This window comes from Rhodoferax sp. U2-2l (genome assembly GCF_020594515.1).
In the GTDB taxonomy this organism is placed as follows: domain Bacteria; phylum Pseudomonadota; class Gammaproteobacteria; order Burkholderiales; family Burkholderiaceae_C; genus Rhodoferax.
Genome location: NZ_JAJCTH010000011.1, coordinates 73,960 through 100,209 on the forward strand (window position 1 = coordinate 73,960; position 26,250 = coordinate 100,209).

Annotated in this window: 25 protein-coding genes and 3 tRNA genes; 10 read left to right on the forward strand and 18 right to left on the reverse strand. The window is 58.7% G+C overall.

The features are described 5' to 3' along the window. Positions 1-43: 43 nt before the first annotated feature. The 7 genes from LHU53_RS11300 (at position 44) to LHU53_RS11330 (ending at position 6,608) form a co-directional block, all read left to right on the forward strand. A complete protein-coding gene (locus LHU53_RS11300; protein ID WP_227332760.1) occupies positions 44-532 on the forward strand; it encodes a TRAP transporter small permease in 489 nt (162 codons plus the stop codon). Further along, positions 529-1,806: a TRAP transporter large permease subunit gene (locus tag LHU53_RS11305; protein ID WP_227332761.1), complete on the forward strand. Its 1,278-nt coding sequence runs from the start codon at positions 529-531 to the stop codon at positions 1,804-1,806. Before LHU53_RS11300 ends, LHU53_RS11305 begins: the two co-directional genes overlap by 4 nt. Positions 1,807-1,911: 105 nt before the next feature. Then, entirely contained in the window at positions 1,912-2,904 is a 993-nt protein-coding gene (locus tag LHU53_RS11310; RefSeq protein ID WP_227332762.1) for a TRAP transporter substrate-binding protein, read from the forward strand. A 124-nt stretch (positions 2,905-3,028) separates the two neighbouring features. Next, positions 3,029-3,502 (forward strand): YhcH/YjgK/YiaL family protein, encoded by a 474-nt coding sequence (locus LHU53_RS11315; RefSeq protein WP_227332763.1) that lies wholly within the window; start codon positions 3,029-3,031, stop codon positions 3,500-3,502. 8 nt (positions 3,503-3,510) lie between these two features. Further along, complete coding sequence (locus tag LHU53_RS11320; protein ID WP_227332764.1) at positions 3,511-4,503, forward strand: Gfo/Idh/MocA family protein; 993 nt, start codon at positions 3,511-3,513, stop codon at positions 4,501-4,503. A gap of 38 nt (positions 4,504-4,541) precedes the next feature. Continuing rightward, positions 4,542-5,546 carry a 3-dehydro-L-gulonate 2-dehydrogenase gene (gene yiaK / locus LHU53_RS11325; RefSeq protein ID WP_227332765.1) on the forward strand — a complete coding sequence of 335 codons (1,005 nt, stop codon included), beginning with the start codon at positions 4,542-4,544 and terminating at the stop codon, positions 5,544-5,546. A gap of 15 nt (positions 5,547-5,561) precedes the next feature. After that, entirely contained in the window at positions 5,562-6,608 is a 1,047-nt protein-coding gene (locus LHU53_RS11330; protein WP_227332766.1) for an L-idonate 5-dehydrogenase, read from the forward strand. 165 nt (positions 6,609-6,773) lie between these two features. Here the strand turns inward: LHU53_RS11330 and LHU53_RS11335 are convergent. The 9 genes from LHU53_RS11335 to folC form a co-directional block, all read right to left on the reverse strand. Beyond that, a tRNA-Asp gene (locus LHU53_RS11335) sits at positions 6,774-6,850 on the reverse strand. 89 nt (positions 6,851-6,939) lie between these two features. Next, positions 6,940-7,015, reverse strand: a tRNA-Glu gene (locus LHU53_RS11340). A 40-nt stretch (positions 7,016-7,055) separates the two neighbouring features. Continuing rightward, a tRNA-Ala gene (locus LHU53_RS11345) sits at positions 7,056-7,131 on the reverse strand. Positions 7,132-7,194: 63 nt separating this feature from the next. Then, positions 7,195-8,601 carry a glutamate--tRNA ligase gene (gene gltX / locus LHU53_RS11350; protein WP_227332767.1) on the reverse strand — a complete coding sequence of 469 codons (1,407 nt, stop codon included), beginning with the start codon at positions 8,599-8,601 and terminating at the stop codon, positions 7,195-7,197. Between the two features lies 1 nt (position 8,602). Then, positions 8,603-9,814 carry an O-succinylhomoserine sulfhydrylase gene (locus tag LHU53_RS11355; protein ID WP_227332768.1) on the reverse strand — a complete coding sequence of 404 codons (1,212 nt, stop codon included), beginning with the start codon at positions 9,812-9,814 and terminating at the stop codon, positions 8,603-8,605. A gap of 2 nt (positions 9,815-9,816) precedes the next feature. After that, the gene (purF, locus tag LHU53_RS11360; protein WP_227332769.1) at positions 9,817-11,316 is read right to left on the reverse strand and encodes an amidophosphoribosyltransferase; all 1,500 of its coding nucleotides are present in this window, start codon (positions 11,314-11,316) and stop codon (positions 9,817-9,819) included. A gap of 22 nt (positions 11,317-11,338) precedes the next feature. Then, entirely contained in the window at positions 11,339-11,827 is a 489-nt protein-coding gene (locus tag LHU53_RS11365) for a CvpA family protein (protein WP_227332770.1), read from the reverse strand. Positions 11,828-11,843: 16 nt separating this feature from the next. Continuing rightward, on the reverse strand, positions 11,844-12,629 hold the full coding sequence (locus LHU53_RS11370) for an SPOR domain-containing protein (RefSeq protein WP_227332771.1): 786 nt from the start codon (positions 12,627-12,629) through the stop codon (positions 11,844-11,846). 19 nt (positions 12,630-12,648) lie between these two features. Next, entirely contained in the window at positions 12,649-13,965 is a 1,317-nt protein-coding gene (folC, locus tag LHU53_RS11375; protein ID WP_227332772.1) for a bifunctional tetrahydrofolate synthase/dihydrofolate synthase, read from the reverse strand. A gap of 61 nt (positions 13,966-14,026) precedes the next feature. Here folC and LHU53_RS11380 point away from each other — a divergent pair, with 61 nt between their 5' ends. Genes LHU53_RS11380 through argG form a run of 3 tightly spaced genes read left to right on the forward strand, consistent with a single transcriptional unit; the run spans position 14,027 to position 16,161 of the window. Continuing rightward, positions 14,027-14,410, forward strand: coding sequence for an ArsC family reductase (locus LHU53_RS11380; protein ID WP_227332773.1), 384 nt, complete (start codon positions 14,027-14,029; stop codon positions 14,408-14,410). Positions 14,411-14,462: 52 nt separating this feature from the next. Beyond that, positions 14,463-14,780, forward strand: coding sequence for a pyrimidine/purine nucleoside phosphorylase (locus tag LHU53_RS11385; RefSeq protein ID WP_227332774.1), 318 nt, complete (start codon positions 14,463-14,465; stop codon positions 14,778-14,780). A 49-nt stretch (positions 14,781-14,829) separates the two neighbouring features. Then, positions 14,830-16,161 carry an argininosuccinate synthase gene (gene argG / locus LHU53_RS11390; RefSeq protein WP_227332775.1) on the forward strand — a complete coding sequence of 444 codons (1,332 nt, stop codon included), beginning with the start codon at positions 14,830-14,832 and terminating at the stop codon, positions 16,159-16,161. 82 nt (positions 16,162-16,243) lie between these two features. Here argG and LHU53_RS11395 read toward each other — a convergent pair whose 3' ends face one another. The 9 genes from LHU53_RS11395 to LHU53_RS11435 all read right to left on the reverse strand — a co-directional run bounded on the left by LHU53_RS11395 (position 16,244) and on the right by LHU53_RS11435 (position 26,130). After that, positions 16,244-17,863 (reverse strand): type I restriction-modification system subunit M, encoded by a 1,620-nt coding sequence (locus LHU53_RS11395; RefSeq protein ID WP_227332776.1) that lies wholly within the window; start codon positions 17,861-17,863, stop codon positions 16,244-16,246. Continuing rightward, on the reverse strand, positions 17,860-18,060 hold the full coding sequence (locus LHU53_RS11400; protein ID WP_227332777.1) for a hypothetical protein: 201 nt from the start codon (positions 18,058-18,060) through the stop codon (positions 17,860-17,862). Before LHU53_RS11400 ends, LHU53_RS11395 begins: the two co-directional genes overlap by 4 nt. Next, a complete protein-coding gene (locus tag LHU53_RS11405; protein ID WP_227332778.1) occupies positions 18,057-18,575 on the reverse strand; it encodes a zeta toxin family protein in 519 nt (172 codons plus the stop codon). Before LHU53_RS11405 ends, LHU53_RS11400 begins: the two co-directional genes overlap by 4 nt. Before the next feature lie 139 nt (positions 18,576-18,714). Next, positions 18,715-19,905 (reverse strand): anticodon nuclease, encoded by a 1,191-nt coding sequence (locus tag LHU53_RS11410; protein ID WP_227332779.1) that lies wholly within the window; start codon positions 19,903-19,905, stop codon positions 18,715-18,717. Then, a complete protein-coding gene (locus tag LHU53_RS11415) occupies positions 19,902-21,152 on the reverse strand; it encodes a restriction endonuclease subunit S (RefSeq protein WP_227332780.1) in 1,251 nt (416 codons plus the stop codon). The genes LHU53_RS11410 and LHU53_RS11415 overlap by 4 nt, the downstream gene beginning before the upstream one ends. Further along, positions 21,149-21,979, reverse strand: a complete 831-nt coding sequence (locus LHU53_RS11420) for a KilA-N domain-containing protein (protein ID WP_227332781.1) — start codon at positions 21,977-21,979, stop codon at positions 21,149-21,151. The genes LHU53_RS11415 and LHU53_RS11420 overlap by 4 nt, the downstream gene beginning before the upstream one ends. Beyond that, positions 21,976-22,332 carry a hypothetical protein gene (locus tag LHU53_RS11425; protein WP_227332782.1) on the reverse strand — a complete coding sequence of 119 codons (357 nt, stop codon included), beginning with the start codon at positions 22,330-22,332 and terminating at the stop codon, positions 21,976-21,978. The genes LHU53_RS11420 and LHU53_RS11425 overlap by 4 nt, the downstream gene beginning before the upstream one ends. After that, on the reverse strand, positions 22,329-23,075 hold the full coding sequence (locus LHU53_RS11430; RefSeq protein WP_227332783.1) for a Fic family protein: 747 nt from the start codon (positions 23,073-23,075) through the stop codon (positions 22,329-22,331). Before LHU53_RS11430 ends, LHU53_RS11425 begins: the two co-directional genes overlap by 4 nt. Next, entirely contained in the window at positions 23,065-26,130 is a 3,066-nt protein-coding gene (locus LHU53_RS11435) for a type I restriction endonuclease subunit R (RefSeq protein ID WP_227332784.1), read from the reverse strand. The genes LHU53_RS11430 and LHU53_RS11435 overlap by 11 nt, the downstream gene beginning before the upstream one ends. Positions 26,131-26,250 lie beyond the last annotated feature (120 nt).

Below are 26,250 nucleotides of genomic sequence, written 5' to 3' on the forward strand. Positions count from 1 at the left end.
TTTTTGATCGCCATTCATACACATAGTGAGGAGAGTTGGAAACATGTCTGAATTATCCAAAGCCAATCCAGCGGAGCGCCTGTTGCGATGGTTGATGGTGCTGATCATCGGCAGCATGACCACGCTGGTGTTCTTGAACGTCGTGCTGCGCTACGGCTTCAACTCGAACCTGAGCATTACCGAGGAAATCGGGCGTTATCTGTTTGTCTGGTTGACCTTCCTCGGGGGTATTTCCGCATTTGTCCGCAACCGGCATGTGCGTGTAGACACCTTTTTGCAACGCATGCCACCCAACATGCAGCGGATGGTCGGCATCCTCAGCGATCTGGCCATGCTGGCCTGTTGCATCCTGATCCTCATCGGCGGCTGGCAGCTGACCAAAGGCAACATGGCGAATTACCTGCCGATCAGCGATCTGCCGGTGGCCACGCTGTACTTTGCCAGCGTGCCGTTCAGCGTCATCGTCGGTGTTTTGCTGATGCTGCGTGTGTGGCGTCAGCTCTCTCAATCCGGTAAGGGAGCATCGCAATGACGATCCTGATCTTTTTGGGCACTTTGCTCGGCTGCATCTTTTTGGGCATTCCGGTTGCGTTCTCGCTGTTGTTGTGTGGCCTGGCGCTGATGTTCCAACTCGACATGGTCGACCTTCAGATCATGACGCAGTACCTGGTGACCGGTGCCGACAGCTTTCCGCTGCTGGCGATCCCGTTCTTTGTGCTGGCGGGTGAGCTGATGAACGCTGGTGGCATCTCCAAACGCATTGTGGACCTGCCTTTGAAAATGATCGGCCACAAAAAAGGTGGCCTGGGTTACGTGGCCATCATCGCCTCGGTGCTGATGGCCAGCCTGTCAGGCTCGGCTGCGGCTGACACAGCGGCACTGGGTATGGTTTTGCTGCCAATGATGAGGAAAGCCGGTTATGAGCCGGGCGACTCTGCCGGGCTGATCGCCACCGGCGGCATCATCGCCCCGATCATTCCGCCGTCCATTCCGTTCATCATCTTTGGTGTGGCCAGTGGGGTGTCGATCTCCAAGCTGTTCCTGGCGGGGATTGCGCCCGGCATCATGATGGGTGTGGCGCTCGCCCTGGTCTGGTGGTGGCGGTCAAGCAAGTCCAACATGGTGATGGCCGACAAAGCCTCCAAGCAGGAAATCTGGCAGTCGGTGAAAGAAGGCGCTTGGGCCTTGCTGTTGCCAGTGATCATCGTCGGTGGTTTCCGCAGCGGGGTTTTCACCCCAACTGAAGCCGGTGCGGTGGCTGCGGTGTATTCCCTCTTTGTCGCGCTGTTCGTCTATCGAGAAATGAAGGTGCGTGATCTGTTCGAGGTGCTGTTTGCCGCGGCTGAAACCACCGCCATCGTGATGCTGCTGGTGGCGGCCTCGGCGGTGTCGGCCTTCCTGATCACCATTGCCGAAGTGCCGCTGATGGTGGTGGACCTGATGCAACCGCTGGTGGATTCACCCACATTGCTGCTTTTGGCGATCATGCTGTTCATCATGATCGTTGGCATGGTGATGGACCTGACGCCTACCGTCCTGATCCTGGTGCCGGTGCTGATGCCGCTGGTGCGCGAAGCCGGTATCGACCCGGTCTACTTCGGCGTGTTGTTCATCCTGAACTGCTCGATCGGGCTGATCACGCCGCCGGTGGGCAATGTGCTGAACGTGATCACCGGTGTGTCGAAATTGCCTTTTGAACAATGTGTCAAAGGCGTGTTGCCCTACCTGACGGCCATGCTCGGCTTGTTGCTGTTGTTCACCTTGTTCCCGGCCCTCATTCTTGCCCCGTTGAGATGGATCTCATGAGTCGGGCGGTCCTGAATCTTTTCCCAAGGCTTCGGCGGCAGCGCCGGGTGCCTCAGGAACGGATGTGTTTGCACCTTGTTGTTTCTTTAATCGAGGAGAAGTGAAATGAAGTTGAAAAATGGTTTATTGGCGTCTTTCATGGCCATCGGCCTGGTCGCCGGTGCAGTGGGCACAGTCAGCGCCGAAACGCTGCGCTTTTCGTCGGAAGCGCCCCGCACCGATACCCAGTCAATTGCCGGCCAGCGCTTCAATGAGCTGCTCAAGGCCAAGACCAATGGCGCGCTCGACATCAAGATTTTTGCGGACAGCTCGCTCGGTGCGTTCCAGGCAGCCATTGCCGGTGTGCGCGGTGGCACCATCGACATGGCTATTTCAGGCTCGGGCAACTACAGCGGTATGGTGCCGCTGCTCGGTATTTTTGACATCCCGTTCATGTTCAAAGACACCGCGCATGCCTACCGTGTACTGGATGGCAAAGTGGGGCAAGACATGCTCGACAAGTTGGGCGCCTTCGGCCTGAAGGGCCTGGCTTTCTGGGACAACGGCTGGCGCAACATGACCAACAACGTTCGCCCGATCACCAAACCCGAAGACCTCAAAGGCATGAAAATGCGCACCACCGGCAGCCCGGCGCATATTGAGGCCTTCAAGCTGCTGGGCGCCAACCCGGTGCCGATGCCGCTGGCAGAGTTGTACACCGCGCTGGAAATGAAAACGGTGGACGCACAAGAGCACCCGATTGGTGTTCTCTGGTCGGCCAAGCTGTACGAAGTGCAGAAACACCTGAGCCTGACCAACCACGCCTACAGCGCCTTGGTGCTGTCGATGAACAAGGCCAAATTTGACGCCTTGCCACCGGCCCATCAAAAGGCTTTGGTCGAAGCCGCGCGTGAAGCCGGTCAATACCAGCGCCAGCTCAACAACGACGGCACGGCCAAGATCGTTGGTGACCTGAAGAAAGCCGGCCTGCAAGTCGTGGAAAAAGTTGACGGTGGACCATTCCTGGAAGTCACCAAACCAGGCCGTGACACCTTCGTCGCCAAGTTCGGCGGTGCGGATGTCATCAAGGCCATTGATGCCCAGCGCGACACCAAGTAATTTCTGCCGTTGAACCCCCAGAGCGCCACGTCGACCTGTCGGTTGGGCGTGGCGCTTTGTCACTGAAGATGCATGTCCTGACCCGGCAGCATCGGCCATTGCACCCACTCAAGGAGTTGAAAAAATGATTTTTGGAAACGTCAAAGACCTGGACACCAGCTTCGCCTGGCTGCCAGCACCGCTCAGGACGGCTGTCGAGCACCTCAAGACGACAGATTTCGCCGCCCTGCCCGCTGGCAACTACGAGTTGCAGGGCAAGGACATCATTGTTCAGGTGATTGACATGATGACGCGCCCCATTGGCGAGACCCATCCGGAAGTCCACCGCCAGAACATTGACGTGCAGTTTCTGGTGCGTGGCAGCGAACAGATTGGCGTGGCCACCGACACCGGCAACAACCAGGTTGGCAAAGACATGCTGGCCGAACGCGACCTGCTGCTGTACACCGGCATGGAAAACGAATCCACACTGACCATGACCCCTGGCAGTTTTGCCGTCTTTTTGCCCACTGACGTCCATCGCCCCGGCTGTGCCGCAGGCGCTCCCCAAGAGATTCGCAAAGTGGTGGTCAAGGTGTGCGCCGCCCTGCTGGCGTGAGGCAGACCATGAAGACAATTCGATGGGGAATGATCGGCTGCGGCGCCGTCGCCGAAGTCAAGAGCGGGCCGGGCTTCTACAAGGCCAACCAAAGCGCCCTGCTGGCCGTGACCAGCAGCGACGGCGCGCAGGCGCAGTCGTTTGCGGCGCGTCATGGCGTTGCCAAGGTCTACCAGACCAATGAAGAATTGGTGGCCGACCCGGACATTGACGCGGTCTACATCGCCACACCGCCCTCATCCCACAAGCCTTTGGCACTGTTGGTGGCCAAGGCGGGCAAACATGTTTATGTCGAAAAACCGATGGCCATGCGGTTTGAAGAATGCCGCGAGATCGTCGACGCCTGTGAGCACAAAGGTGTGCGCCTGTTCGTCGCGTTTTACCGCCGCGCCATGCCACGCTTCCTGCAGGTCAAGGCATGGATCGACAGCGGTGCCATTGGCAAAGTGCGCAATGTGCGCGCGGTGCAGCATCAGCCCCCAGCCCCTGAAGACCTGTCGCGCGCCACGCTGCCCTGGCGGCTGATGCCAGCCGTGGCGGGCGGTGGCAAGTTTCTGGACATGGGTATCCACGAACTGGATGTGTTCGACTTTTTGTTTGGTGCCATCGAAGAAGTGCATGGCATCGCCAGCAACCAAGGTGGCCTGTACGACGTGGAAGACACGGTGACTGCCACCTGGCGGCATGCCAGCGGCGTGCAGGGTTACGGCTCGTGGTGTTATGTGAGCGGGCACGGTGAGGATGCGATCGAGATCGTCGGCTCCCAAGGCACGATCAGTTTTGAATTTTTCTCAGACAAGCCGCTCAGGCTGGTCAATGCAGAAGGTGAACAGCTGGTTGACATCGCCAACCCGGCGCATGTGCAGCAACCGTTCATCCAGAGCATCGTGGACGACCTCAACGGTGTCGCCCCCTGCCCTGGCAGTGTCGAGAGCGCGGTGCGCTCCAGCTGGGTGGCCGATACCGTGCTGCAAAACTACCGCCAGCAACAGGGCTACTGAGCCCGTTTTATCGTAACCAACTCATTGGACTATCCAACATGCCACGCATTTCCTTTGAAGACCTGAAAGCCGAATTCAAACGCGTCCTGATCAAAAAGGGCTGCGACGACGCTGCCGCCGACCTGTCGGCGCAGCTGATGACCGAAACCAGTTGCGACGGCGTGTATTCACACGGCGTGAACCGCTTTGCCCGTGTTGTCGAGTACATCGACAAAGGGTATATCGACGTCAAGGCCGCACCCACCAAGGTGGACGGCATGGGCGCCTTTGAGCGCTGGAACGGCAACCTCGGCCTGGGCAATGTCAACGCCAAACTGGCCATGGACCGCGCCATTGAACTGGCCCGCGAGAACGGCATTGGCTGCGTGGCCATGGCCAACACCAACCACTGGTTGCGCGGTGGCAGCTACGGCTGGCAGGCCGCAGAAGCCGGTTGTGTCGGCATCTGCTGGACCAACACCCAGCCCAACATGCCCGCCTGGGGCGCACGTGACCGGCGCATCGGCAACAACCCGTTCATCATGGCCGTGCCGCGCGAAGGCGGCCACGTGGTGGTGGACATCGCCATGGCGCAGTTCTCGTATGGCCAGATGGACAACAAGGCCTTGCGCGGTGAAATGCTGCCGGTGCCGGGCGGTTACGACGAACAGGGTCAGCTGTCCTGTGACCCGAAAGAAATCGCCAAAACCTGGCGTGTGCTGCCCATTGGTTACTGGAAAGGATCGGCCCTGTCCATCGTGCTGGACCTGGTGGCCACGGTGCTCTCTGGCGGTCGTTCGGTAGCCAATATCGGCAAGATGTCCAGCGACGAGTACAGCCTGTCGCAGATGTTCATCGCGCTGGATGCCAAGCGCATCGCCGGTGAAGGCCATCTGGCCGACACGGTCAATGAGGTGCTGGACAACCTGCACGGCTCGGTGCCTGTAGACCCCGCCCAACCCGTGCGCTATCCCGGCGAAAGCTCTCTGGCGATCCGCAACGCCAACCTGGCCAACGGCATTCCCGTCGATGACGGGGTGTGGGCCAAGATCCAGTCACTCTGAAACCAAGGAATCACCATGCAAACACGCGCTTGTGTTCTTCACGCCCAGGAAGACGTCCGTATTGAAACTTGTGAAGTCGGTGAGATGGGCCCGCAGCAGGTGCTGGTGCGCATCGGCGCCGGCGGTATCTGCGGCTCTGACATCCACTATTACTGGGAAGGCGGCATCGGCACCATCCGCGTCACCGAGCCCATCACCATGGGTCACGAAGTGGCCGGTGTTGTTGAAGCCGTCGGCGCCAACGTCACCAAAGTGCGCCCCGGTGACCGCATTGCGGTGTGCCCCAGCCGCCCCTGCGGCAAGTGCAAGTTCTGCCTGGACGGCGAACAACAGCATTGCCTTGAAATGCAATTTTTCGGCAGCGCCATGCGCAAGCCGCACACCCACGGCGGCTTCCGTGACCGGCTGATTGCCGAGGACTACCAGTGCGAGCCGATGGGCGACAAGGTGTCACTCGGCGAAGCGGCCTGCACCGAACCGTTGGCAGTCGGTGTGCACGCGGTCAATCAGGCGGGCAGCCTGGTCGGCAAACGGGTGCTGGTGACCGGCGCCGGACCGATTGGCGCTTTGCTGATTGGTGCGGTTCGCGTCGCCGGAGCGCGTGAAATTGTGGCCATGGACATCTCTGAGGCGCCTCTCAAGACCGCGCTGGCCATGGGCGCCCAGGTGGCCATCAATGCCGCGCTGGAGCCCGATCGTCTGATAACTGACTATTCGGCGGACAAGGGTTATTTCGACGTGGTCTTTGAATGCACGGGCGTTGGCGCCGTCCTCAAACAAGCTTTTCCGGTGATCAAGCCACGCGGCACGATTGTTCAGGTGGGTGTGACCGGCAGTGCCGACATCCCGGTCAACGCACTGGTCGGCAAGGAGATCCGGTTGGTGGGAACCCACCGCTTCCACCACGAGTACGCCGTGGCCGCGAGCCTGATCCGTGACCAGCGCATCGACGTCAAGCCAGTCATCACCAAGACCCTGCCCATGGAACGGGTCGCTGAAGCTCTGACGATTGCCCGGGATCGATCGACGCAAATGAAGGTGCAGTTGAGCTTCGCCGACTGACCGCCCCTCTCACACTACCCGCCTGCCACGACCGACGTGGCAGGCTTTTTTTTGCCTGGCGACGCCGTGCAACAGAGGTTGAAGTGAATCGGTACTTCCCGAACCTCGGAATCAAACAATAAAAAAGGGCTTGCGACTATTTTCATAGTTGCAAGCCCTTAGTACTGGCGGAGTGGACGGGACTCGAACCCGCGACCCCCGGCGTGACAGGCCGGTATTCTAACCAACTGAACTACCACTCCTGGTAGCTAACGTTTGCTCTTTCGAGCCAAGTCATTTGCTTGTGACAGCAAACCGTTACCGACTTGCGCCGTGCTATCCGAAGATAACTTGGCGACCCCACGGGGATTCGAACCCCGGTACTCACCGTGAAAGGGTGATGTCCTAGGCCTCTAGACGATGGGGTCAAAACCTTTGGACTAACCAGTCAACACTTTGGAAACTTTTTGGTGGAGGTAAGCGGGATCGAACCGCTGACCTCTTGCATGCCATGCAAGCGCTCTCCCAGCTGAGCTATACCCCCTAAACCACTTGCTACTCTTTCAAGCTACTCGTCGTTTCCAAGCCTCAAATTATAGAACGGAAATTAGGCTTTGCGCAAGCTTTGAATAATTTTTTCTCTAGAAAAAAGCGCCAGCATCGCATCGACCGATGGTGTGTGGGCCGTACCGGCGACCAAAACGCGCACCGGCATGGCCAGTTGCGGCATCTTCAAGCTACAAGCCGCCAGCACTTCCTTGATAGCGGCCGCGATACCCGCTTTGTCCCAGGTACAGCTGGCCAGTTTGTCTGCCAGCAGGCTCAGGGCGGGTTTGACGGCGTCGGTGACATGCTGCGCCAGTTCGGCTTCAGGTGGTGTCACATCAGCATAAAACACGGCGGCCCAGTCTGCTAGCGCCACGGTGGTGTCGCAACGGTCTTTGAACAGCGCACAAATAGCGGTCAGACGCTCATCCACCGTGATGCCACGCTTTTGCAACTGCGCCTGCACCAGCGGTGCCAGCACGTCGTCGGGCGTGGCTTTGAGATGCTGGGCGTTGACCCAGCGCAGCTTGGCCTCGTCAAACTGAGCGGCACTTTTACCCAGGTGATCCAGGTTGAACCACTGCAAGAACTGCTCGCGGCTGAAAATTTCATCGTCGCCATGGCTCCAGCCCAGGCGCGCCAGGTAGTTCACCATCGCGTCGGGCAGATAACCTTCTTCACGGTATTGGGTGACCGGTTTGGCACCGTTGCGCTTGCTCATCTTTTCGCCCAACTCGTTGAGCACGGTCGGCAGATGGGCATACACCGGGTGATCTTTGCCCAAAGCTTTGAAGATGTTGATCTGGCGCGGTGTGTTGTTGACGTGGTCGTCACCCCGGATCACATGAGTGATGGCCATGTCCATGTCATCCACCACCACACAAAAGTTGTAGGTGGGCGTGCCGTCCGGACGGGCAATCACCAGATCGTCGAGTTCGTCGTTGCTGATCTCGATGCGGCCTTTGACCTTGTCCTCCCACACGACGGAACCACTCTGCGGGTTCTTGAAGCGCAGCACCGGCGCCACACCTTCGGGAACCGGTGGCAAGACCTTGCCCTCGGCCGGGCGCCAGGTACCGTCGTAACGCGGCTTTTCCTTGGCGGCGGTCTGGCGTTCGCGCAAGGCGTCGAGTTCTGCCATGCTCATGTAACAGGGATACACATGGCCTGCGGCCACCAACTCAGCCAGCACTTCCTTATAGCGGTCCATGCGCTGCATCTGGTAGAACGGGCCTTCGTCGTGGTCCAGGCCCAGCCAGGCCATGCCCTCGATGATCACATCCACGGCGGCCTGGCTGGAGCGCTCCAGGTCGGTGTCTTCGATGCGCAAAATGAAATCACCGCCGGTAGCGCGGGCAAAAGCCCACGGGTACAGCGCCGAACGGATGTTGCCCAGGTGGATGAAGCCAGTGGGCGACGGGGCGAAACGGGTGCGGGTGTGTTGAGAAGAGGTCACGGTTGCGTTCATGTCAAAAAGAAGTGAGGCCACGATCAAGATCGGCCTGAATGTCAGAAAGGTGGTCCAGACCCACGGCCACGCGAATCAACCCCTGGCTGACGCCAGCGAGTTGCCGCTGCGCCGGGGTCAGGCGCCCATGCGACGTGCTGGCCGGATGCGCCAGCAGGCTTTTGGTGTCACCCAGGTTGGTGCAGAGTGACAAGGTTTGCAGGCTGTCCAGCACGTGAAAGGCGCGCTGGCGGGCTTGGTCATCGTCCAGGGCTTTCACCTCAAACGACAACACCGCACCACCGCAGTTGGACTGCTGCGCCATGGCCAGCGCGTGCTGCGGGTGGCTGGCCAGGCCCGGATAAAACACGCGCTTAACCGATGGGTGATCTTGCAGCCACTGCGCCAGTGCCAGCGCACGGGCCGACTGGGCCTCCATGCGGATGCCCAGCGTCTCCAGCCCCTTGAGCACCACCCAGGCATTGAATGGCGCCAGCGTCATACCGGCGCTTTTCAGCACCGGCAGAAATGTCTCGGTGACCAGCTTGTCGCTGGCGCACAGGGCACCCGCCATCACACGGCCCTGGCCGTCCAGGTATTTGGTGCCCGAATGCGTGACGATGTCGGCCCCCAGCGCCATGGGCCGTTGCAAAGCGGGTGTGGCAAAACAGTTGTCCACCGCCAGCAAAGCGCCAGCGTTGTGGGCGATGTCAGCCAGTGCGCGGATGTCACACACCTCGGTCAGCGGGTTGGTGGGGGTTTCGGCAAACAGCAGTTTGGTGGTGGGCTGCACGGCGGCTTGCCAGGCCGCTGCGTCGGTCTGCGGCACAAAGGTCGAGGTCACACCAAACTTGGCCAGGTCCGAGCCGATGAGCTTGATGGTGGAACCAAACATCGAGTGCGAGCAGATCACATGGTCACCGCTTTTGAGCAGCCCCATGCACATCATCAAAATGGCCGACATGCCCGAGGCGGTGGAAATACAGGCCTGCGCACCCTCAAGCGCGGCCAGGCGCTGCTCAAAACTGGCCACGGTCGGGTTGCCGTAACGGCCATAAGTGAAGCCTTCTTCGTCGCCGGCAAAGCGGCGGGCACTGGCCTCGGCGCTGGGCTGCACGTAGCCGCTGGTGAGAAAAAGCGCCTCGGAGTTTTCACCGTATTGGCTGCGCTGCGAGGCAGCGCGAACCGCCAGGGTGTCGCGATGCAGGTGGTCGGGGCGTTGTGGCGCTGCCATGTTCAGTCCTCGAGGTTGGGCAAGGCCAGACGCGAGTTGTCGTCCTGGTTTTCGTCAGCACCCACGCGATGGGTGTTCAGGCGCTCGATGTCGGCGGCAGTGATGTCACCCGTGACGTAGACACCATCAAAACACGAGGCATCAAACCCCTTGACGTCCCCATTGAGCGAGCCCACCGCTTTTTTCATGGCCTCGACGTCCTGGTAAATCAGCGCGTCACAACCAATGATCTCGCGAATTTGATCCACCGTGCGGTTGTGCGCCACCAGCTCTTGCGAGGTCGGCATGTCGATGCCGTACACATTGGGGTAACGCACCGGCGGCGCGGCGCTGGCCATGTAGACCTTGCGCGCACCGGCGTCGCGCGCCATTTGCACAATTTCTTTGGAGGTGGTGCCGCGCACAATCGAGTCGTCCACCAGCAGCACATTGCGGCCCTTGAACTCGCTGGCGATCACATTGAGCTTCTGGCGCACCGATTTTTTGCGCACCGACTGCCCCGGCATGATGAAGGTGCGCCCCACATAACGGTTTTTCACAAAACCTTCGCGGTACGGCAGGCCCAGCAGTTGCGCCAGTTGGGCGGCGCTCGGGCGGCTGGACTCGGGGATCGGGATGACCACGTCAATCTCATTGGGCGGCACAGTGGAGATCACCCGCTTGGCCAGGGTCTCGCCCAAGTTGAGGCGCGCCTGGTAGACCGAGATACCGTCCAGCACCGAATCCGGCCGGGCCAGGTACACAAACTCGAAAATGCACGGATTCAACACCGGCGCGTCGGCGCATTGCTGCGCGTGCATCTGCCCTTGCATGTCAATGAACACCGCCTCGCCGGGCGCCACATTGCGCTCGAACCTGTGCGAGGTGCCTTCCAACGCCACCGATTCGCTGGCGATCATCCAGGTGTCGTCCGTGCGGCCCAGGCACAGCGGCCGGATGCCAAACGGGTCGCGAAACGCCAGCACGCCGTGGCCGGCAATCATGGCAATCACCGCGTAAGAGCCCTTGATGCGCCGGTGCACCTTGCGCACCGCTTCAAACACATCGCCCGGCGTGAGCGGCATGCCGCGGGTGGTGGCTTCAATCTCGTGCGCCAGCACGTTGAGCAGTACTTCGGAGTCGCTCTCGGTGTTGATATGGCGGTGGTCGGCATTGAACAGCTCAGCCTTGAGCGCATGGGCGTTGGTCAAGTTGCCGTTGTGCACCAGCACGATGCCAAACGGCGCGTTCACATAAAACGGCTGAGCCTCTTCTTCACTGAAAGCGTTGCCCGCCGTCGGGTAACGCACCTGCCCCAGGCCGCAGTTGCCCGGCAACGAGCGCATGTTGCGGGTGCGAAACACATCGCGCACCATGCCCTTGGCCTTGTGCATGAAAAACTTGCGCTCCTGCTGGGTGACGATTCCGGCCGCATCCTGACCCCGGTGCTGCAACAGCAGCAAGGCGTCATAAATCAGCTGGTTGACTGGTGATTGGCTGACAACACCGACGATTCCACACATGTTTAAATTTCCTGGTTACGCCTCAAGCGGGCAAAAACTTCTCTAGATCACGTGGCAAGGTGGGCTTGAGCCCTTTCAAGGTCACCTCCGCCAGCCTGGCGCCCACCGACGCCTGCCAGGTGGTACTGTCTTTCATCGGCGTCAGGTGCACCACCAAGGTGGCCAGCAGTATCAAAAGCACACCGCGCGCCGCGCCAAAAACCGCACCCAGCGTGCGATCGATCGGGCTCAGACCCACCGCCGCGGTGAGCTTCTTGATCAGCACGGTCAGCAGGCCACCGGCCACCAGCACCAGCACAAACACCAGCAGAAACCCCGCCGCGTAACGCATGGCGGCGCTGGCACCGCTCATCGGCAACAGGTCGGCGGCATCCAACGCCAACATCCGGGCCAGCACAAATGCCACCACCCAGTTGATCAGTGACAGCACCTCGTACACCAAACCACGCCAGGCGCCCAGCACCATCGACAACAACAGCACCACCGCAAAAATCCAGTCCAACGCAGCCATGCTCAACCCCATCGCACTAAAGCGTGAGCAAGGACGCGGGCAAGTTCAACTTCTTGACTTTGTCAACGGCCTTTTCGGCCTCGGCCCGGGTCGCAAAGGGGCCCAGACGCACACGAATACGCCGCCCGTCCTTGGTGTCAGCCGTCTGGGCGTAGGTCTTCAAGCCAGCACGCTCCAGCTTCATGCGCACTTCCTGGGCACGGGCGTTGTCGGAAAAGGCGCCGACTTGCACCACAAACCGGCTCTCGGTGGCAGGCGTTTTGGTGGCAGCTTTGGCCTCGGCCTCCTTGCCGTCCAGCAGGGCCTGGGCCCGGTTGATTTCAGGCTTGGCCACATCAGGCTTGGGAGCCGCGGCACTGCTTGTCGGTTTGGGGGCTGGGGTGGTCGCTTTACCCGGCGCATCGGTCACCGCTGACCCCTTATCGGCCTGGACTGGCGGCAGTTTTGGCGCGTCAGTCTTGTCAGGGTCCGCAGTGGGTGTCACCTTGGTCTGCAGTTCGGGCGCGGGGCCTGGCAACTTGTCGGGCGCAGCCACCACGACGGCAGGCGTTGAAGCGGGTGCGCCCGGAAAAGCCAGCGGCTGCGCCTTGTTTCGGTCAGGAATCGAGATAGGGGTATCCACCGCAATGGGGCGCGGCTGCTTGTCAAACAGCATCGGCAGGCCAATCACGCCCACCAGCACCAGCACCGTGGCGCCGGTCAGACGGTATTTGGCACGCTGGCGGATGGCTTCGATGCTTTGCGGTTGCGCGGGCGCTCTCGGAGATGCATCAGCGCCCTTGCGAAACTTGAAAAAAGCCATGCTGGTGTGTGGTGGTGACTCAAGGGGTGGGGAGATGCTTGGCCGCCAGCCGGGGCACACCGTCTTTCAAGACGCCGCCCACGGTGTAAAACGACCCGAAGACGACGATTCTATCAGCGGGGTCCGCGCCAGCCAGGGCCGCCTGCAGGGCGGATTCTGGGTCGGCGTAGGTGCTGGCCGTGGCGTTTTTGCGCAGGTTTTGCGCCTGCCACTGCGCCAGCAGGTCGCTTGCGGCCAACGCCCGCGCGGTGGGCAAATCGGTGAAATACCACTTGTCGATGATCGGTCCGATACGCGCCAGCATGGCGGACAGGTCTTTGTCCGCCATGGCACCAAACACCGCGTGGGTGGTCGGGAAAAACCCCATGGCGTCCAGATTAGCAGTGAGCGCGGCCACCGCGTGCGGGTTATGCGCCACATCCAGCACCAGCGTCGGCTGACCCGGCACGATCTGGAAGCGCCCCGGCAACTCGGCCGCCAGCAAGCCCGAGCGCACCGCCTGCGCCGTCACCGGCAACTGATCGCGCAGCGCTGACAGCGCCGCCAGCACACCGGCGGCATTCACCAGCTGGTTGGCACCACGCAGCGCCGGGTACGCCATGCCGGCGTAGCGCCGACCCCGCCCGGCCCAGCCCCATTGTTGTTTGTCACCCGACACATTGAAATCGACGCCCACCCGCCACAGGTCTGCACCCACCTCCAGCGCACGGTCCAGCACACTTTGCGGCGGCACCGGGTCGCTCACGATGACGGGTTTGCCCGTGCGCATGATGCCGGCTTTTTCGTAGCCGATGGCTTCGCGGTCCGGGCCCAGCAAAGCCATGTGGTCCAGGTCGATGCTGGTGATGATGGCGCAGTCGGGCTCGATGATGTTGACCGCATCCAGGCGCCCACCCAGGCCCACTTCGAGAATCACCACATCCAGCGGGTGATGCCGCAACACGTCAAAAATAGCCAGCGTCGAGAATTCAAAATAGGTGAGCGAAATCACATCATTCTTCTGGCATCTGGCGCTTTCCACCGCTGCAAAGGCCGCGACCAATTCGGCAGCAGCCACCGGTTGACCATTGAGGCGCAGGCGCTCCTCAAAGTGCACCAGATGCGGCGAGGTGTAGACGCCAGTGCGGTAACCCGCCTGCTGCAAAATCGCCTCCAGCATCGCGCAGGTGGAGCCCTTGCCGTTGGTGCCAGCCACGGTGATCACCGGGCATTTAATGGTGATGGCCATGCGCTGCGCCACGGTGCGCACACGCTCCAGGGTCATGTCAATGGCGGTGGGGTGAAGCTGCTCGCAGTAGGCCAGCCACTCGTTGAGGGTTTGGAAAGAATGTGTCATAGCGGGCTGAATTGTCGCGCAGGTGGCTACACCGGGCAGGGTTAACCCGATTAATGGCAACATGGCGGGCATGAAAAATCCTACCCACCTCCCCCAAAAAGTCACCGTTTTCGGTATTCCCAACTGCGACACCGTCAAAAAGGCACGCACCTGGCTGGCAGAACAGGCGCTGGAGGTGACGTTTCATGACTTCAAAAAGCAAGGCGTGCCCGCGGATCTGTTGCCGGGTTGGCTGGCGGCGGTGGGGTGGCCAACGTTGGTGAACCGCAAGGGCACGACCTGGCGCAAACTCGATGAGCCGACCCGGCTGGCAGTGATGGACGACGCCTCGGCCACGGCGTTGATGCTGGCCCAGCCCAGTGTGATCAAACGGCCGGTGGTGGTGTGGGGTGATGGGACGGTGACTGTGGGGTTTGATGCCGAGGTTTTTGCCGGGCGGATTTGAGTCGGGGCTCCCCTAAAATCAAAGGCTTTCATCGCCCGGAACCAGACCCACCATGACCACCACACAATTTGAAGGCGTGACCGTCGCCACCCAAGCCAGCGTTTACTTTGACGGCAAATGCATCAGCCACGGCATCACCTTGGCGGATGGCAGCAAAAAATCGGTCGGCGTGGTCTTGCCCGCCACCCTGACCTTCAACACCGGCGCACCGGAAATCATGGAATGTGTGGCTGGCCGCTGTGAGTACAAACCCAAGGGCAGCGAGGTGTGGCTGACCTCTGGCCCCGGTGAGAGCTTCAGCATCCCTGGCAACAGCAGCTTTGAGATCCGCGTCACCGAGCCCTACCACTACATTTGCCATTTCGGTTGATTTTTCATAGCTACCTACCCCTATTTCATAAGGTCTAGAGACCAAAATCATGTCTAACACCATTCTGCAGAACATTCCCGTCGGCCAAAAGGTCGGCATCGCTTTCTCAGGCGGGCTTGACACCAGCGCCGCCTTGCACTGGATGAAGCTCAAGGGCGCCCTGCCCTATGCCTACACCGCCAACCTGGGCCAGCCCGACGAGTCGGACTATGACGAAATCCCGCGCAAGGCGATGGAATACGGCGCTGAAAAAGCCCGCCTGATCGACTGCCGCCAGCAGCTGGCTGCCGAAGGTCTGGCCGCCTTGCAAAGTGGCGCCTTCCACATCAGCACCGCTGGCGTGACCTACTTCAACACCACGCCGCTGGGCCGCGCGGTGACCGGCACCATGCTGGTGGCGGCGATGAAAGAGGACGACGTCAACATTTGGGGCGACGGCAGCACCTTCAAGGGCAACGACATTGAGCGCTTTTACCGCTACGGCCTGCTGACCAACCCGGCACTCAAGATCTACAAACCCTGGCTGGACCAGGCCTTCATCGACGAGCTCGGTGGCCGCGCCGAAATGTCCGCCTTCATGACCGCGCACGGTTTTGGTTACAAGATGAGCGCCGAAAAGGCCTACAGCACCGACTCCAACATGCTGGGCGCCACGCACGAGGCGAAAGACCTGGAAAACCTCAACTCCGGCATCCGCATCGTCAACCCGATCATGGGTGTGCCGTTCTGGCGCGACGACTGTGTGGTCAAGGCCGAAGAAGTGAGCGTGACTTTTGAAGAAGGCCGTCCGGTCGCGTTGAACGGCGTGGAATACCCCGACTTAGTCAGCCTGTTCCTGGAAGCCAACCGCATCGGTGGCCGCCACGGCCTGGGCATGAGTGACCAGATCGAAAACCGCATCATCGAAGCCAAGAGCCGTGGCATCTACGAAGCCCCCGGCCTGGCTCTGCTGTTCATCGCCTACGAGCGCCTGGTGACTGGCATCCACAACGAAGACACCATCGAGCAGTACCGGAGCAGTGGCCGCAAACTCGGCCGCCTGCTATACCAAGGCCGCTGGTTCGACAGCCAAGCCATCATGCTGCGCGAAACCGCCCAACGCTGGGTGGCTAGCGCCATTACCGGCACCGTCACACTGGAACTGCGCCGTGGCAACGACTACAGCCTGCTCAATACCGAGAGCCCCAACCTGACCTACGCACCTGAGCGCCTGAGCATGGAAAAGGTCGAGGACGCGCCTTTCAGCCCACTCGACCGCATTGGCCAGTTGACCATGCGCAACCTGGACATCACCGACACCCGCGCCAAGCTGGGCATTTATGCCAAAGCCGGGTTGCTGGAGCTGGGTAAGGGGGATGACTTTTTGAAGCTGGGTAAGTAAGCGGCCTCAAGCTCTAACAAAACAAAGCCCGCCAAGTGGAAGCTTGGAGGGCTTTTTTGTGCTTCCTACATATCAAGCGGGCTCAGGACAGCGGCTTCAAACCCAGCTCTGCCAAAAAACCGTTGTGCTTTTGTTTGGCCGCCGCAATGTCTTTTTCAATCTGGACCAAGTCGGCGTGTGTCGCGGCCAGGTCAATCTCCGCCTCACCTACCGCCGTGCTGATGTAGCGCGAGATGTTCAGGTTGAACTCGTTCTTCTCAATCTCGGCCATTCCCACCCTGCGTGAGTAACGTGCCTCTTCCTCGCGGAACTGGTACGTCTTGATGATTTTGGCGATGTTCTCACCTGTCAGCTGGTTCTGGCGCTTGCCTTTGACGAAGTGCTCTGCCGCATTGATGAACAACACGTCATCCGGCTTTTTGCACTTCTTCAACACCAGGATGCACACCGGAATACCTGTGGAATAAAACAGATTGGACGGCAGCCCAATCACTGTGTCGATGTGGCCGTCCTTCAGCAGCTTGGTGCGGATGCGTTCTTCCGCCCCGCCACGGAACAGCACACCATGCGGCAAGATGATGGCCATCACGCCTTCGTCTTTCAAGAAGTGAAAGCCGTGCAGCAAAAATGCAAAGTCCGCGGCCGACTTGGGCGCCAGGCCATGGTTTTTGAAGCGCACGTCGTCCGCCAACGCGTCGGTCGGCTCCCAGCGGTAGCTGAACGGCGGATTGGCCACAATGGCATCAAACGCAGGCTTTTTGGCCGGGTTCAGCTCCCGCAAGATGTCCCAATCGTTGGTCAGCGTGTCACCGTGGAAGATATCAAACTCGGTGTCTTTCACCCCGTGCAACAGCATGTTCATACGCGCCAAGTTGTAGGTGGTGATGTTCTTCTCTTGGCCGTAAATCTTGCCAATGCCATGCGGCCCCATGCGCTTGCGCACGTTCAGCAACAGCGAGCCAGACCCGCAGGCAAAGTCCATCACACTCTCCAGTCGCTGCTTGGGGCCGGTTTTGGGCTCCTGGCTGTCCAGCGTCACGATGGCTGAGAGGATGTCCGAGATTTGCTGTGGCGTGTAAAACTCACCCGCCTTCTTGCCCGAGCCCGCAGCAAACTGACCAATCAGGTACTCATACGCATCACCCAGCGCGTCCATTTCTTTGGAGAACTCGGCCAGTCCATCGGCAATCTTCTGGATGATGGTGCAGAGCTTGGTATTGCGATCGGTGTACGTCTTACCCAGCTTGGACGAACCCAGGTCAATTTCAGAAAACAAGCCTTGAAACGTGCTCTCAAAAGACTCGTTCTCAATGTATTTGAAGCCCGCCTGCAGCGTGTTGAGCAGCTCATCACTTTGGGTGCGCGCCATATTGGCAATGCTGCTCCACAAGTGCTGCGGCTGGACCACGTAGTGCACCTTGCGGCGCATTTGTTTTTCAAACGCCGTGATATCCGCCGGGTTGTTGGCGTACCACAACGCCAGCGGCACGGGGCGCGCACTGTTGTCGTCTTTCTGTTCCACCGTGGGGTAGTCACTGCCCAACTCCTTCTTGGCCGCCGCCTCGTAGTTGTCAGACAGGTAGCGCAGGAACAGGAAGGACAGCATGTAGTCGCGGAAGTCATCCGCATCCATCGCGCCGCGTAATTGGTCGGCAATCGCCCACAGGGTGTTGCCCAGTTGTTTTTGGTTGTGTTCGGTCATTTAGGTCTGCTTTTTGCGGCTTCTTGCAGCACGAGGTCTGAGGCGGAAATGCGTTGCAAGCGCCCATCTTTCATGATGACCAGATGGGTATTGGTTTGCATCGCCGTCTTGCGGGCCGATTGGGCCGCACGGCGCAGCGCACCCAGGGCAGCGCGCACATCCGGGTCTTTGGCTTTGGCCAAGTCGTTGGCATTCATTGGTTTTCACCCCATTGCAAAAGTGCTGGCTCTTCGCCAACGTTGTCAAATTCCGCCCATGCATCCACTGCGGACTTGTAGGCATTTTCAAAGTTGTGCAGACCTGCAACAAAACGACGACGAATCACATCCTCCGGAATATGGTGTCCGCCTTGCTGCACGCGCTCTGCCACGCGCGCAATAGCCGTCTGTGCATCGGGCAGGCGCAGAAAAAACAGGCTGACGTGGTAGCCAAGTGCCCGCCATTGCCCAATACGCCCCACGTAGGCCAGCCCTGCCAGCGTGGTTTCAAACGCAAAGCTCTCGCCCTTGCGCACACATTCATCCATTTCCAAGAGCATCAAACGCCCCGCCTTGATAGCCGCTTGCTCGGGCGCAAAAGGGGACAAACCTGCGGCAATCAGATCGGCGTTGATAAAGCGCTGGCACTGTGCTTCTTGTGGCAGGAACGACCGGGCAAACGTGGTTTTGCCTGCCCCATTTGGCCCGGCGATGATGATGATTTTTTTCGTCATTTTGCAAGCTCGCCTTTTCCGCAGGTCTGAACTGTCAAGAATTCCTTGCCAGTTGCCCAGCTACCTGTCGTAACTTCAGTTGTCAACCAATGCTTGACAACTGATATGCCACATTTCCAGTCGTAGAGGAGTACGTCAATCATGCAGCAGCCCCTTCAGCTTTCTTCTTGGTTGGGGATTCAAAGACGTCGGGTAGCACAAATTCATAGCGACCCAAAAACGCATCAAGAATCTGTCTGAATAATTTCTTGTTGTCATCCACCATCTCCAAGGGCTGGTAGATATCGTACTTGCCGTGGCTTAGCAGGTTGAGTGCGCGAGAAAAAAGGTCCGCATCATCCAGCCCATGAATGCAGGCAGAAAAATCGTCGCGACCGAAAAAGGTAGCGGTCTTCTCCAAAATGCTACGCAGCATGTTGAAGTGGTAGGTGTAAAGCGTGCCGCCCTGAGATGCCTTTTGAAGCTCTGCCAACATCGAGACATGGTGAAAAAACGGCGTATCGTCCGTGGCGCGCAGCGTGTAGATGGTGCCGCGCTCAGGCCGTTGCAGCAAGTACTTCTTGTGCGCATCCTTCTTTACCTCATTGCACACCACATTGAAGAACAAGGCGTGGTGGGATGACACCACGGCCTTGATGGGCGCAGGCACCATGCGTGGTGGGTTATCAGCCTGCCCAGGCCCGTCGGCTACCACGGCTTCAGGTCGGGTTCTGCTCTTGGCCTTGCGCAGCAGCTTGGCCAAATCGCTGGCCACAGCTATGGCGTTGTTGTCGTCCAGCGAGGTGATGGGGTCGTCAATGTAAAGGTATTTAACCCATGCATAGGTTTCCAGCCCGTCAATGACACGCTCACAAATCGCCATGAACAGGCACCAGATGAAGATGTTCTCTTCACCACGCGACACCTTGATGTGGCGCTCCTCTTCACTTTTGCGAAAGCTGATGGTCCATTTGTCGTAATCAATGTCGAACAGAAAGTCTGCATACCGTCCCAGGTAGTGGCCAATGCGCTCATCCAGGGCCAAGTCCTTCACGCCCTTGAAAAACTTGGAATCTGCATTGATGTGCAGCCGCCGCTCTTTGTCTTGATCCAGGTCGTTGTCCCAGTAGAACAGGTCTTCGGTAAAGGCGTTGAAATACAACGTGTCGGGCTGGCCCTTATTTTTGCGCTTGCCTGCATCCTTGAACTCCATGGAGAGCCGGGTTTTGCCCGTGCCGTTGTAGGCATAGAGCAGCACAAAGTCCTGGCTGCCACCATTCAAGTCATCGCGCAGCCGGGCAGCGAGCCTGCGCAAGCTGGTGAAGCGGTGAATCTTGATCTTCTCGCTCATCCCTCAACTGCCTCCACCGAGGGGAAGAGCTGCTGCATCAGCCCTTTTTTGTGGGTCTTGAGGGTGTCGAGCTCTTGGTTGGTGGTGGTGAGGAGGGCGTCGAGGGAGATTAGGCAGTCGGCGATTCGCTGTTGCTCACGCAAGGGCGGCACTGATATGCACAACTCTTTGAAAAAGGGAAGGCCGATGGTCTTGATCGTGCTACCCGTGGCTATCCGTTCAAAAATAGGCTTCATTAGCTGAAGCAAGTAATACAAAAACCAATTTACTAGTTTTTGATCATCACAAACCCAGACAATGAAATGCTGGCTAACCGCCATGGGCACAGCCATGACAGCACTTTTGCCAACACCCGCATCACGACTAATTAGCACCGTACCTGCGGGATGCAGTACCGCTGACGAGTTCTCAATACCTTGTTTGGAAATTTCTATCTTGGTAGTCGAAATCAATCCTGCATCCAAATGCTTCGAATCGGCAAGAGAAACCCATTTGATGCCTCCGTCGTAATACTCTGAACTGCTTTTGCTGGGTGTATGGCCAGAGCCTCTTTTGGCCAAGTCTTCAAGCTTCCTAAGCTCCCACTCCCCCGCACCCCGAAAATCAGGAAACCGCAGGCGCGGTTGGGTTTCACCTTCGCGGGGGAAAAGCTGCTGCATCAGCCCTTTTTTATGGGTCTTGAGCGCGTCCACTTTGCGGGCCTGCGCGGCGATCAGTTCGTCCAAGGAACTCAGACAGTCGGCGATTTTTTTCTGTTCTTCTGGTGATGGGACGGGAATTCGTAATTCTGAAAACTGCTTGTAGCTGATCATCTTCCCGTCGCGAAGACCTTCCAGATTTTTTGTGAGGATTTGAATGAATCTGTCAGTCTTCAGGTAATGCCTGAAATATGCATCGTTTCCTTGACCGCGCCGCCGAAGGATGACGTAAGCCGGACTGCATATTCCCTTGTATTGCGAGTACTCAATGCCGCCCTGAAACGACCTGAGGCTGATGATGAAATCACCTACCTGAACTACCTTGTAACTTTCGATGCTTTTTTCAGACACCGATACGTGATAGTCAATCATGTGTCTGGGGATCGCGCCATATTCTTGGGTAATCGCCAATACGGGAAGACCGGGCTCGGGGTTCTTATCGCTTATCTGCTTGAACAGGTTATCGCCAAATTGTTCGCTCCACCCATCCGCATCCCGAAACGCCGGAAACCGCAGCTTCGGCACCAAGTTGGTTTTTTCTCGTTTCATGATGCCAGTCTCTTCATATGGTGGTCAGCCAACAAACTACGCATTTGCGTGATGGCAATGTCGTTAAGCTTGAGTAGGCGCTCTGGTGCGGGCAACCCTTGGCGGATGAAGACGGCGTTGAGGCTTTCCAGATTGGTGAGCACCACCAATTGCTCCAGCGTGGCGTTGTCGCGCTGGTTACCTTGGGCGTCGGGATGGCTGTCTTGCCACTGTTTGGCGGTTTGCCCAAAGAGGGCCACATTCAGCAAGTCGGCCTCGCTGGCGTAGACATGGCTGGCCTGGATTTTGGTGATGGTGGGTGGAACCAAGGTTTCTTTGATGGCATCGGTGTGGATGCGGTAATTGATTTTGGACAGGGTGCGCTGCAAGTTCCAGCCGAGTTGGAGGCGGCTGCTTTCTTCTTCTTTGAGACGGCGGAACTCTTTGACCAGGTAAATCTTGAACTCGGGGCTGATCCACATGCCGAATTCAAAGGCAATATCGGGGTGCGCGTACGTGCCGCCATAGCGCCCTGCAGTCGCTTTAAGTCCAACCGCTCCCGTCTTTTCAACCCATTCTTTGACGCTGATTTTGTAGCTGTTGAGGCCTGCCTGACTTTTAATTGTGGCGAATTCGCCGTAATTAAAAGCAGGGTTGTAGATGGACTCCCAAATGCCCAAGAACTCGACCGTATTGCGGTTGCGCAGCCAATCTGAGATGAAAAAGTCACCGTCTTTCGCGCGCAGCATGTCGGTGAGCGAGATGTAGTCGCCTTGAGGCGACGTGACTACCGCTACGCTGGTGCCCTGGATGTCCAGGGTGCTGGTCTTGGTTGTTCTGCGGTTCATGGCTCCCCCTCTGCTGTGTCGTTCTTGTCCTCACCATCCCACATCTCACGGTAGGCATGGATGTAGCTGGCGGTCGCTTGCGGGTCCAGTTGCCAGTAATGGCGGCACAGGGCTTTGAAGAGAGCAAGTCCTTTGGGTGTGCAAGCGTGATTCAGAAGTTGATCCAGCGTGTGCTCGATCCAGAGGGCATCGGGGCTGTCGCTGCGCAGGATGGCCTGGACGGTGGGTGCCAGTGCCTCGACGGCCTGTTGGTGAAGTGCCTGCAGTGGGGCCATGGCCGCAGAGAGCGTATCCAGCAACTCCAGGTAAGGGTCAGCGTTCGGCGCGGTGGCGTGCGGTGGGGGCAAAATCATTTCAGCACCCCCCTGCCTTGTTCGGTCAGGCGGTATTTCTGCAAACGGCTGTTAGGTTTGTCGGGGATGGTGCGTTCAACCAAGCCTGCCTCTAGCGCAGGTGCCAGATACAGTTTTTCAAAATTGTCTCTGCCTTTGAGATTTAGCTTTTCCATCAGCTCTTTGCGGCTCCACGAACCTTCACCGACGGCCATGAGAAGCGCTGTGACTTGCCCTGTGACTTGTTCGCCAGCGGCTTCCCCTTGCCCTTGAGGCCGCCGCACCAGGGCGGTGAATTGGTTACCGCTGACCTCACTGATCAGCTCAATTTGCGGCCATTCGCCCAGCGCCCGGGAGATGCCGCTGCCCATGCCTCGGTAGGGCAGCAGTCGGAAGGCGTGCTCGCTCAGCGTGGGATTGCGGCGGTTGCTTTTGCCGTGGCGGATGTCGTCAATGCTCAGGCTGTCGGGCAAGGGGCCGGGGCTGATGATCTCGATGCGGTCGCGAAACACCAGAATGCGGATGGAGGCGCTGGTGAAGTAGTCGCGGTGGACGAGCGCATTGACCAGCAGTTCTTGCAGGGCGATTTCAGGCACTTCCAGGATACCCGGCGAGTTGAAGCCCTGGTCACCCTGCACGCGGCGCAGGTTGCGTTTGATGAAGGCCAGCGCCTCGGTGTATTGAGCATGCAAGGTGCTGCTGACGTCTGGGCCCTGAGGGGACTCCAGCGTTAACACCTCTTCAAGTAGCGCTCTACTGCTCATACGCACTCAACCCCGAAATGTCACGCCCTTGCGCACGTTTTTGCAGCAACGGCACCAACTCTTTCATCAGCACCGTTTCTGCCTGGGCGCGTGCCTTCCAGCCCAAGTCCAGCGGGGCCATCAGGTCACTGAGCGCTTCACCGTCAAAAATCATGCGCTGCAAGATGCCATCGACAAAGGTTTGCAGGTCGGCAGGAGCCAGTTGATGCCGGGTGGCTATTGAACTCAGCTCGGTGCTGTCTTTTTCCTTTTTGAACCGGGTGTAGCCCTCACGGATGGCGGTCTCGCTCAGGCCCTCGCCCGCCTTCAGGGTGTTGATGTAGGCGGCAATGTCGTCGCGCTCGTTCATGAACTTGGCGTCGGCCAAGATCAGGCCAATCAGCTCGTCCTTGGTCATCTTCTGTTTGCCGGTGCCCTGCGAATACCGGGACATCAGGCCCATGATGTAGTCGTAGTCAATGACCGCGCTGGCAAACAGCACAAACTCAAAGTCGAGCTGGTCTACAGCGGCGGCGTCGCTGCCTGCCGCGCCACCATGGTCTTGCTTGGCCTGTTGGGCTTTCAGGCGCTGAGCGGTTTCAAGGTACGCACCGCGAAAGGCTTGCAGGTCCACTGCGGGCAAGATGTGTTCGATGGCTACGGTGTTGTCTTCGGTCAAGTCGGTGTACTGATCGAGCTGGGTTTTGAGGCGCTGCACTTCTTTGAAATTTTTGATGAAGGCGGCGCGGGCGTCGTCGCCCTTGAGGCTGTGCACGGCTTCGGGCGTGCAAGCCAAGCCCTGGCTTTGCATGAAATCAGCCAGTTTGGTGACGGCGGCGTCCAGCTTCTGGATAACCACCGGGGCCTTGTCCACCAGCCAGATTTCACGGGCCTGTTCAGCAGTCTTTTCACCGGAGAACATAGCGATAGCGGCATCCACTGCGTCTTTTTGATAGCGGAAGTCGAGGATGTTGCCGTAGGGCTTGGTGCCGTTGAGCACGCGGTTGGTGCGCGAAAACGCCTGTATCAGGCCATGGTGCTTGAGGTTTTTGTCCACATACAGCGTGTTGAGGTATTTGCTGTCAAAGCCGGTGAGCAGCATGTCGACCACTATTGTGATGTCGATTTTTTTGGCTGCCGGGTAGTCGGCATTGGGCCACTGCTGGTCTTTGATCCGCTTTTGCACGTCCTGGTAATACAAGTCGAATTCGCTCAGCTGATGGTTGGTGCCGTAGCGGGTGTTGTATTGGCCCAAGATGGCTTTGAGGGCGGTCTTTTTGCCATCGGGGTCGACCTGGTTGTCTTGCTTTTCTTGCGGCAGGTCTTGCTGCAGTTGCTTCACATCGGCATTGCCCTCCGCCGGGGGCGAAAACACGCAGGCGATGTTCAGGGGCACAAAAGCGGGGTCTGCCGCTTGCTTGGCCTTTTGCAGGTCGGCAAACAGGCTGTGGTATTCGATGGCGTCATTGATGCTGGCGGTGGCCAGGATGGCGTTGAAGCGGCGGCCTGCAGTGGCCGTGTCGTGTTTGGCCAGGATGGCTTCAATGACGGCCCTTTTGGCCAGGGCCTCACCGGCCTTGGGTGGGTTTTTCCCCTCTGGCTTGAAGTAGTCCACATGGAAACGCAGCACGTTGGCGTCTTCAATGGCGTGGGTGATGGTGTAGGCGTGTAGCTGCTTTTGGAAGATGTCTTCGGTGGTGCGGTACTGGCCTTCCTCACCCTCGAACTGCTTGACCGTGGCGTTCTTTTCAAAGATGGGCGTGCCGGTAAAGCCAAAGAGCTGGGCTTTCGGGAAAAAGGTCTTGATGGCGTCATGGTTGTCGCCAAACTGCGAGCGGTGGCATTCGTCAAAGATGAAGACGATGCGTTTGTCGGCGAGCGGTGCCAGCTGCTCTTTGAAGGTGGCCTTGCCGTCTTTCTTTTGTTGTTTGTTGCGTTTGCTGTTTTCATCCAACGCCAAACCCAGCTTCTGGATGGTGGTGACGATGACCTTGTCGGCATAGTCGTCAGACAGCAGGCGGCGCACCAGCGTGGCGGTGTTGGTGTTTTCCTCTACGCAGCCTTCTTGGAAGCGGTTGAATTCTTCGCGGGTTTGGCGGTCCAGGTCTTTGCGGTCCACCACAAAGAGGCATTTCTCGATGTCGGGGTTGTCCTTGAGCAGGGTGGAGGCTTTGAAGGAGGTGAGTGTTTTGCCGCTGCCGGTGGTGTGCCAGATGTAGCCGTTGCCGCAGTTCTGGTGGATGCAGTCCACGATTTGTTTGACCGCGTACACCTGGTATGGGCGCATCATCAGCAGCTTTTGTTCACTGGCCACCAGCACCATGTAGCGGCTGATGGTCTGGCCCAGGGTGCACTTCACCAAAAACTTGTCGGCAAACTCGTCGAGCTGGGTGATCTTGTTGTTGGCTTCGTCCGCAAACTGGTAAATGGGCAAAAAGCGCTCGTCCGCATTAAACGCAAAGTGACGCGTGTTGTTGTTGGCGAAGTAATAGGTGTTGGTGCGGTTGCTGACGATGAAAAGCTGCAAAAAGCACAGCAGCGTCTTGGTGTAGCCGTTGCCGGGGTCGTTTTTGTAGTCAACGATCTGCTCCATGGCGCGGCGCGGGTTGATACCCAGCGTTTTGAGCTCAATCTGCACACAGGGCACGCCGTTGATCAGGATAAGCACGTCATACCGGTGGTGGCTGTAGTCGGTGTTGATGCGCAGCTGGTTGACCACCTCGAAGGTGTTTTTGCACCAGTCTTTGATGTTGACCAGGGTGTAGTTCAGCGGTGTGCCGTCTTCACGCGTGAACGCGTTGATGCTGCGCAGGGTCTTGCCCGCCGTGAACACGTCGGGGGTGACGATGTCGTCGAGCAGACGGGCGAACTCGCCGTCTGAGAGCTTGACGCGGTTGAGCGCTTCAAACTTCTCGCGGAAGTTGCGCTCAAGCGCGGCACGGTCGCGAATGTCTTGGCGGTACTCGTACTTCAGCCCCTGCAGCTTGCCGATAAAGCCGTATTCGATCTGATCTTCTTTGACAACGTGACTCGGCTTGCTGGCAGGCTGGTCGTAGGTGAAGTGGGACGGGGGCATGGTTGAAAGATCGCGCTTTTCGGATGACCGGGGTGAAACCGGCAATCTTACGATTGCCTATCCCTCTTTCCCCAGAAAACTCGCCCTCGTTTTTGCAATAGGACGACACGTATGGCGCTC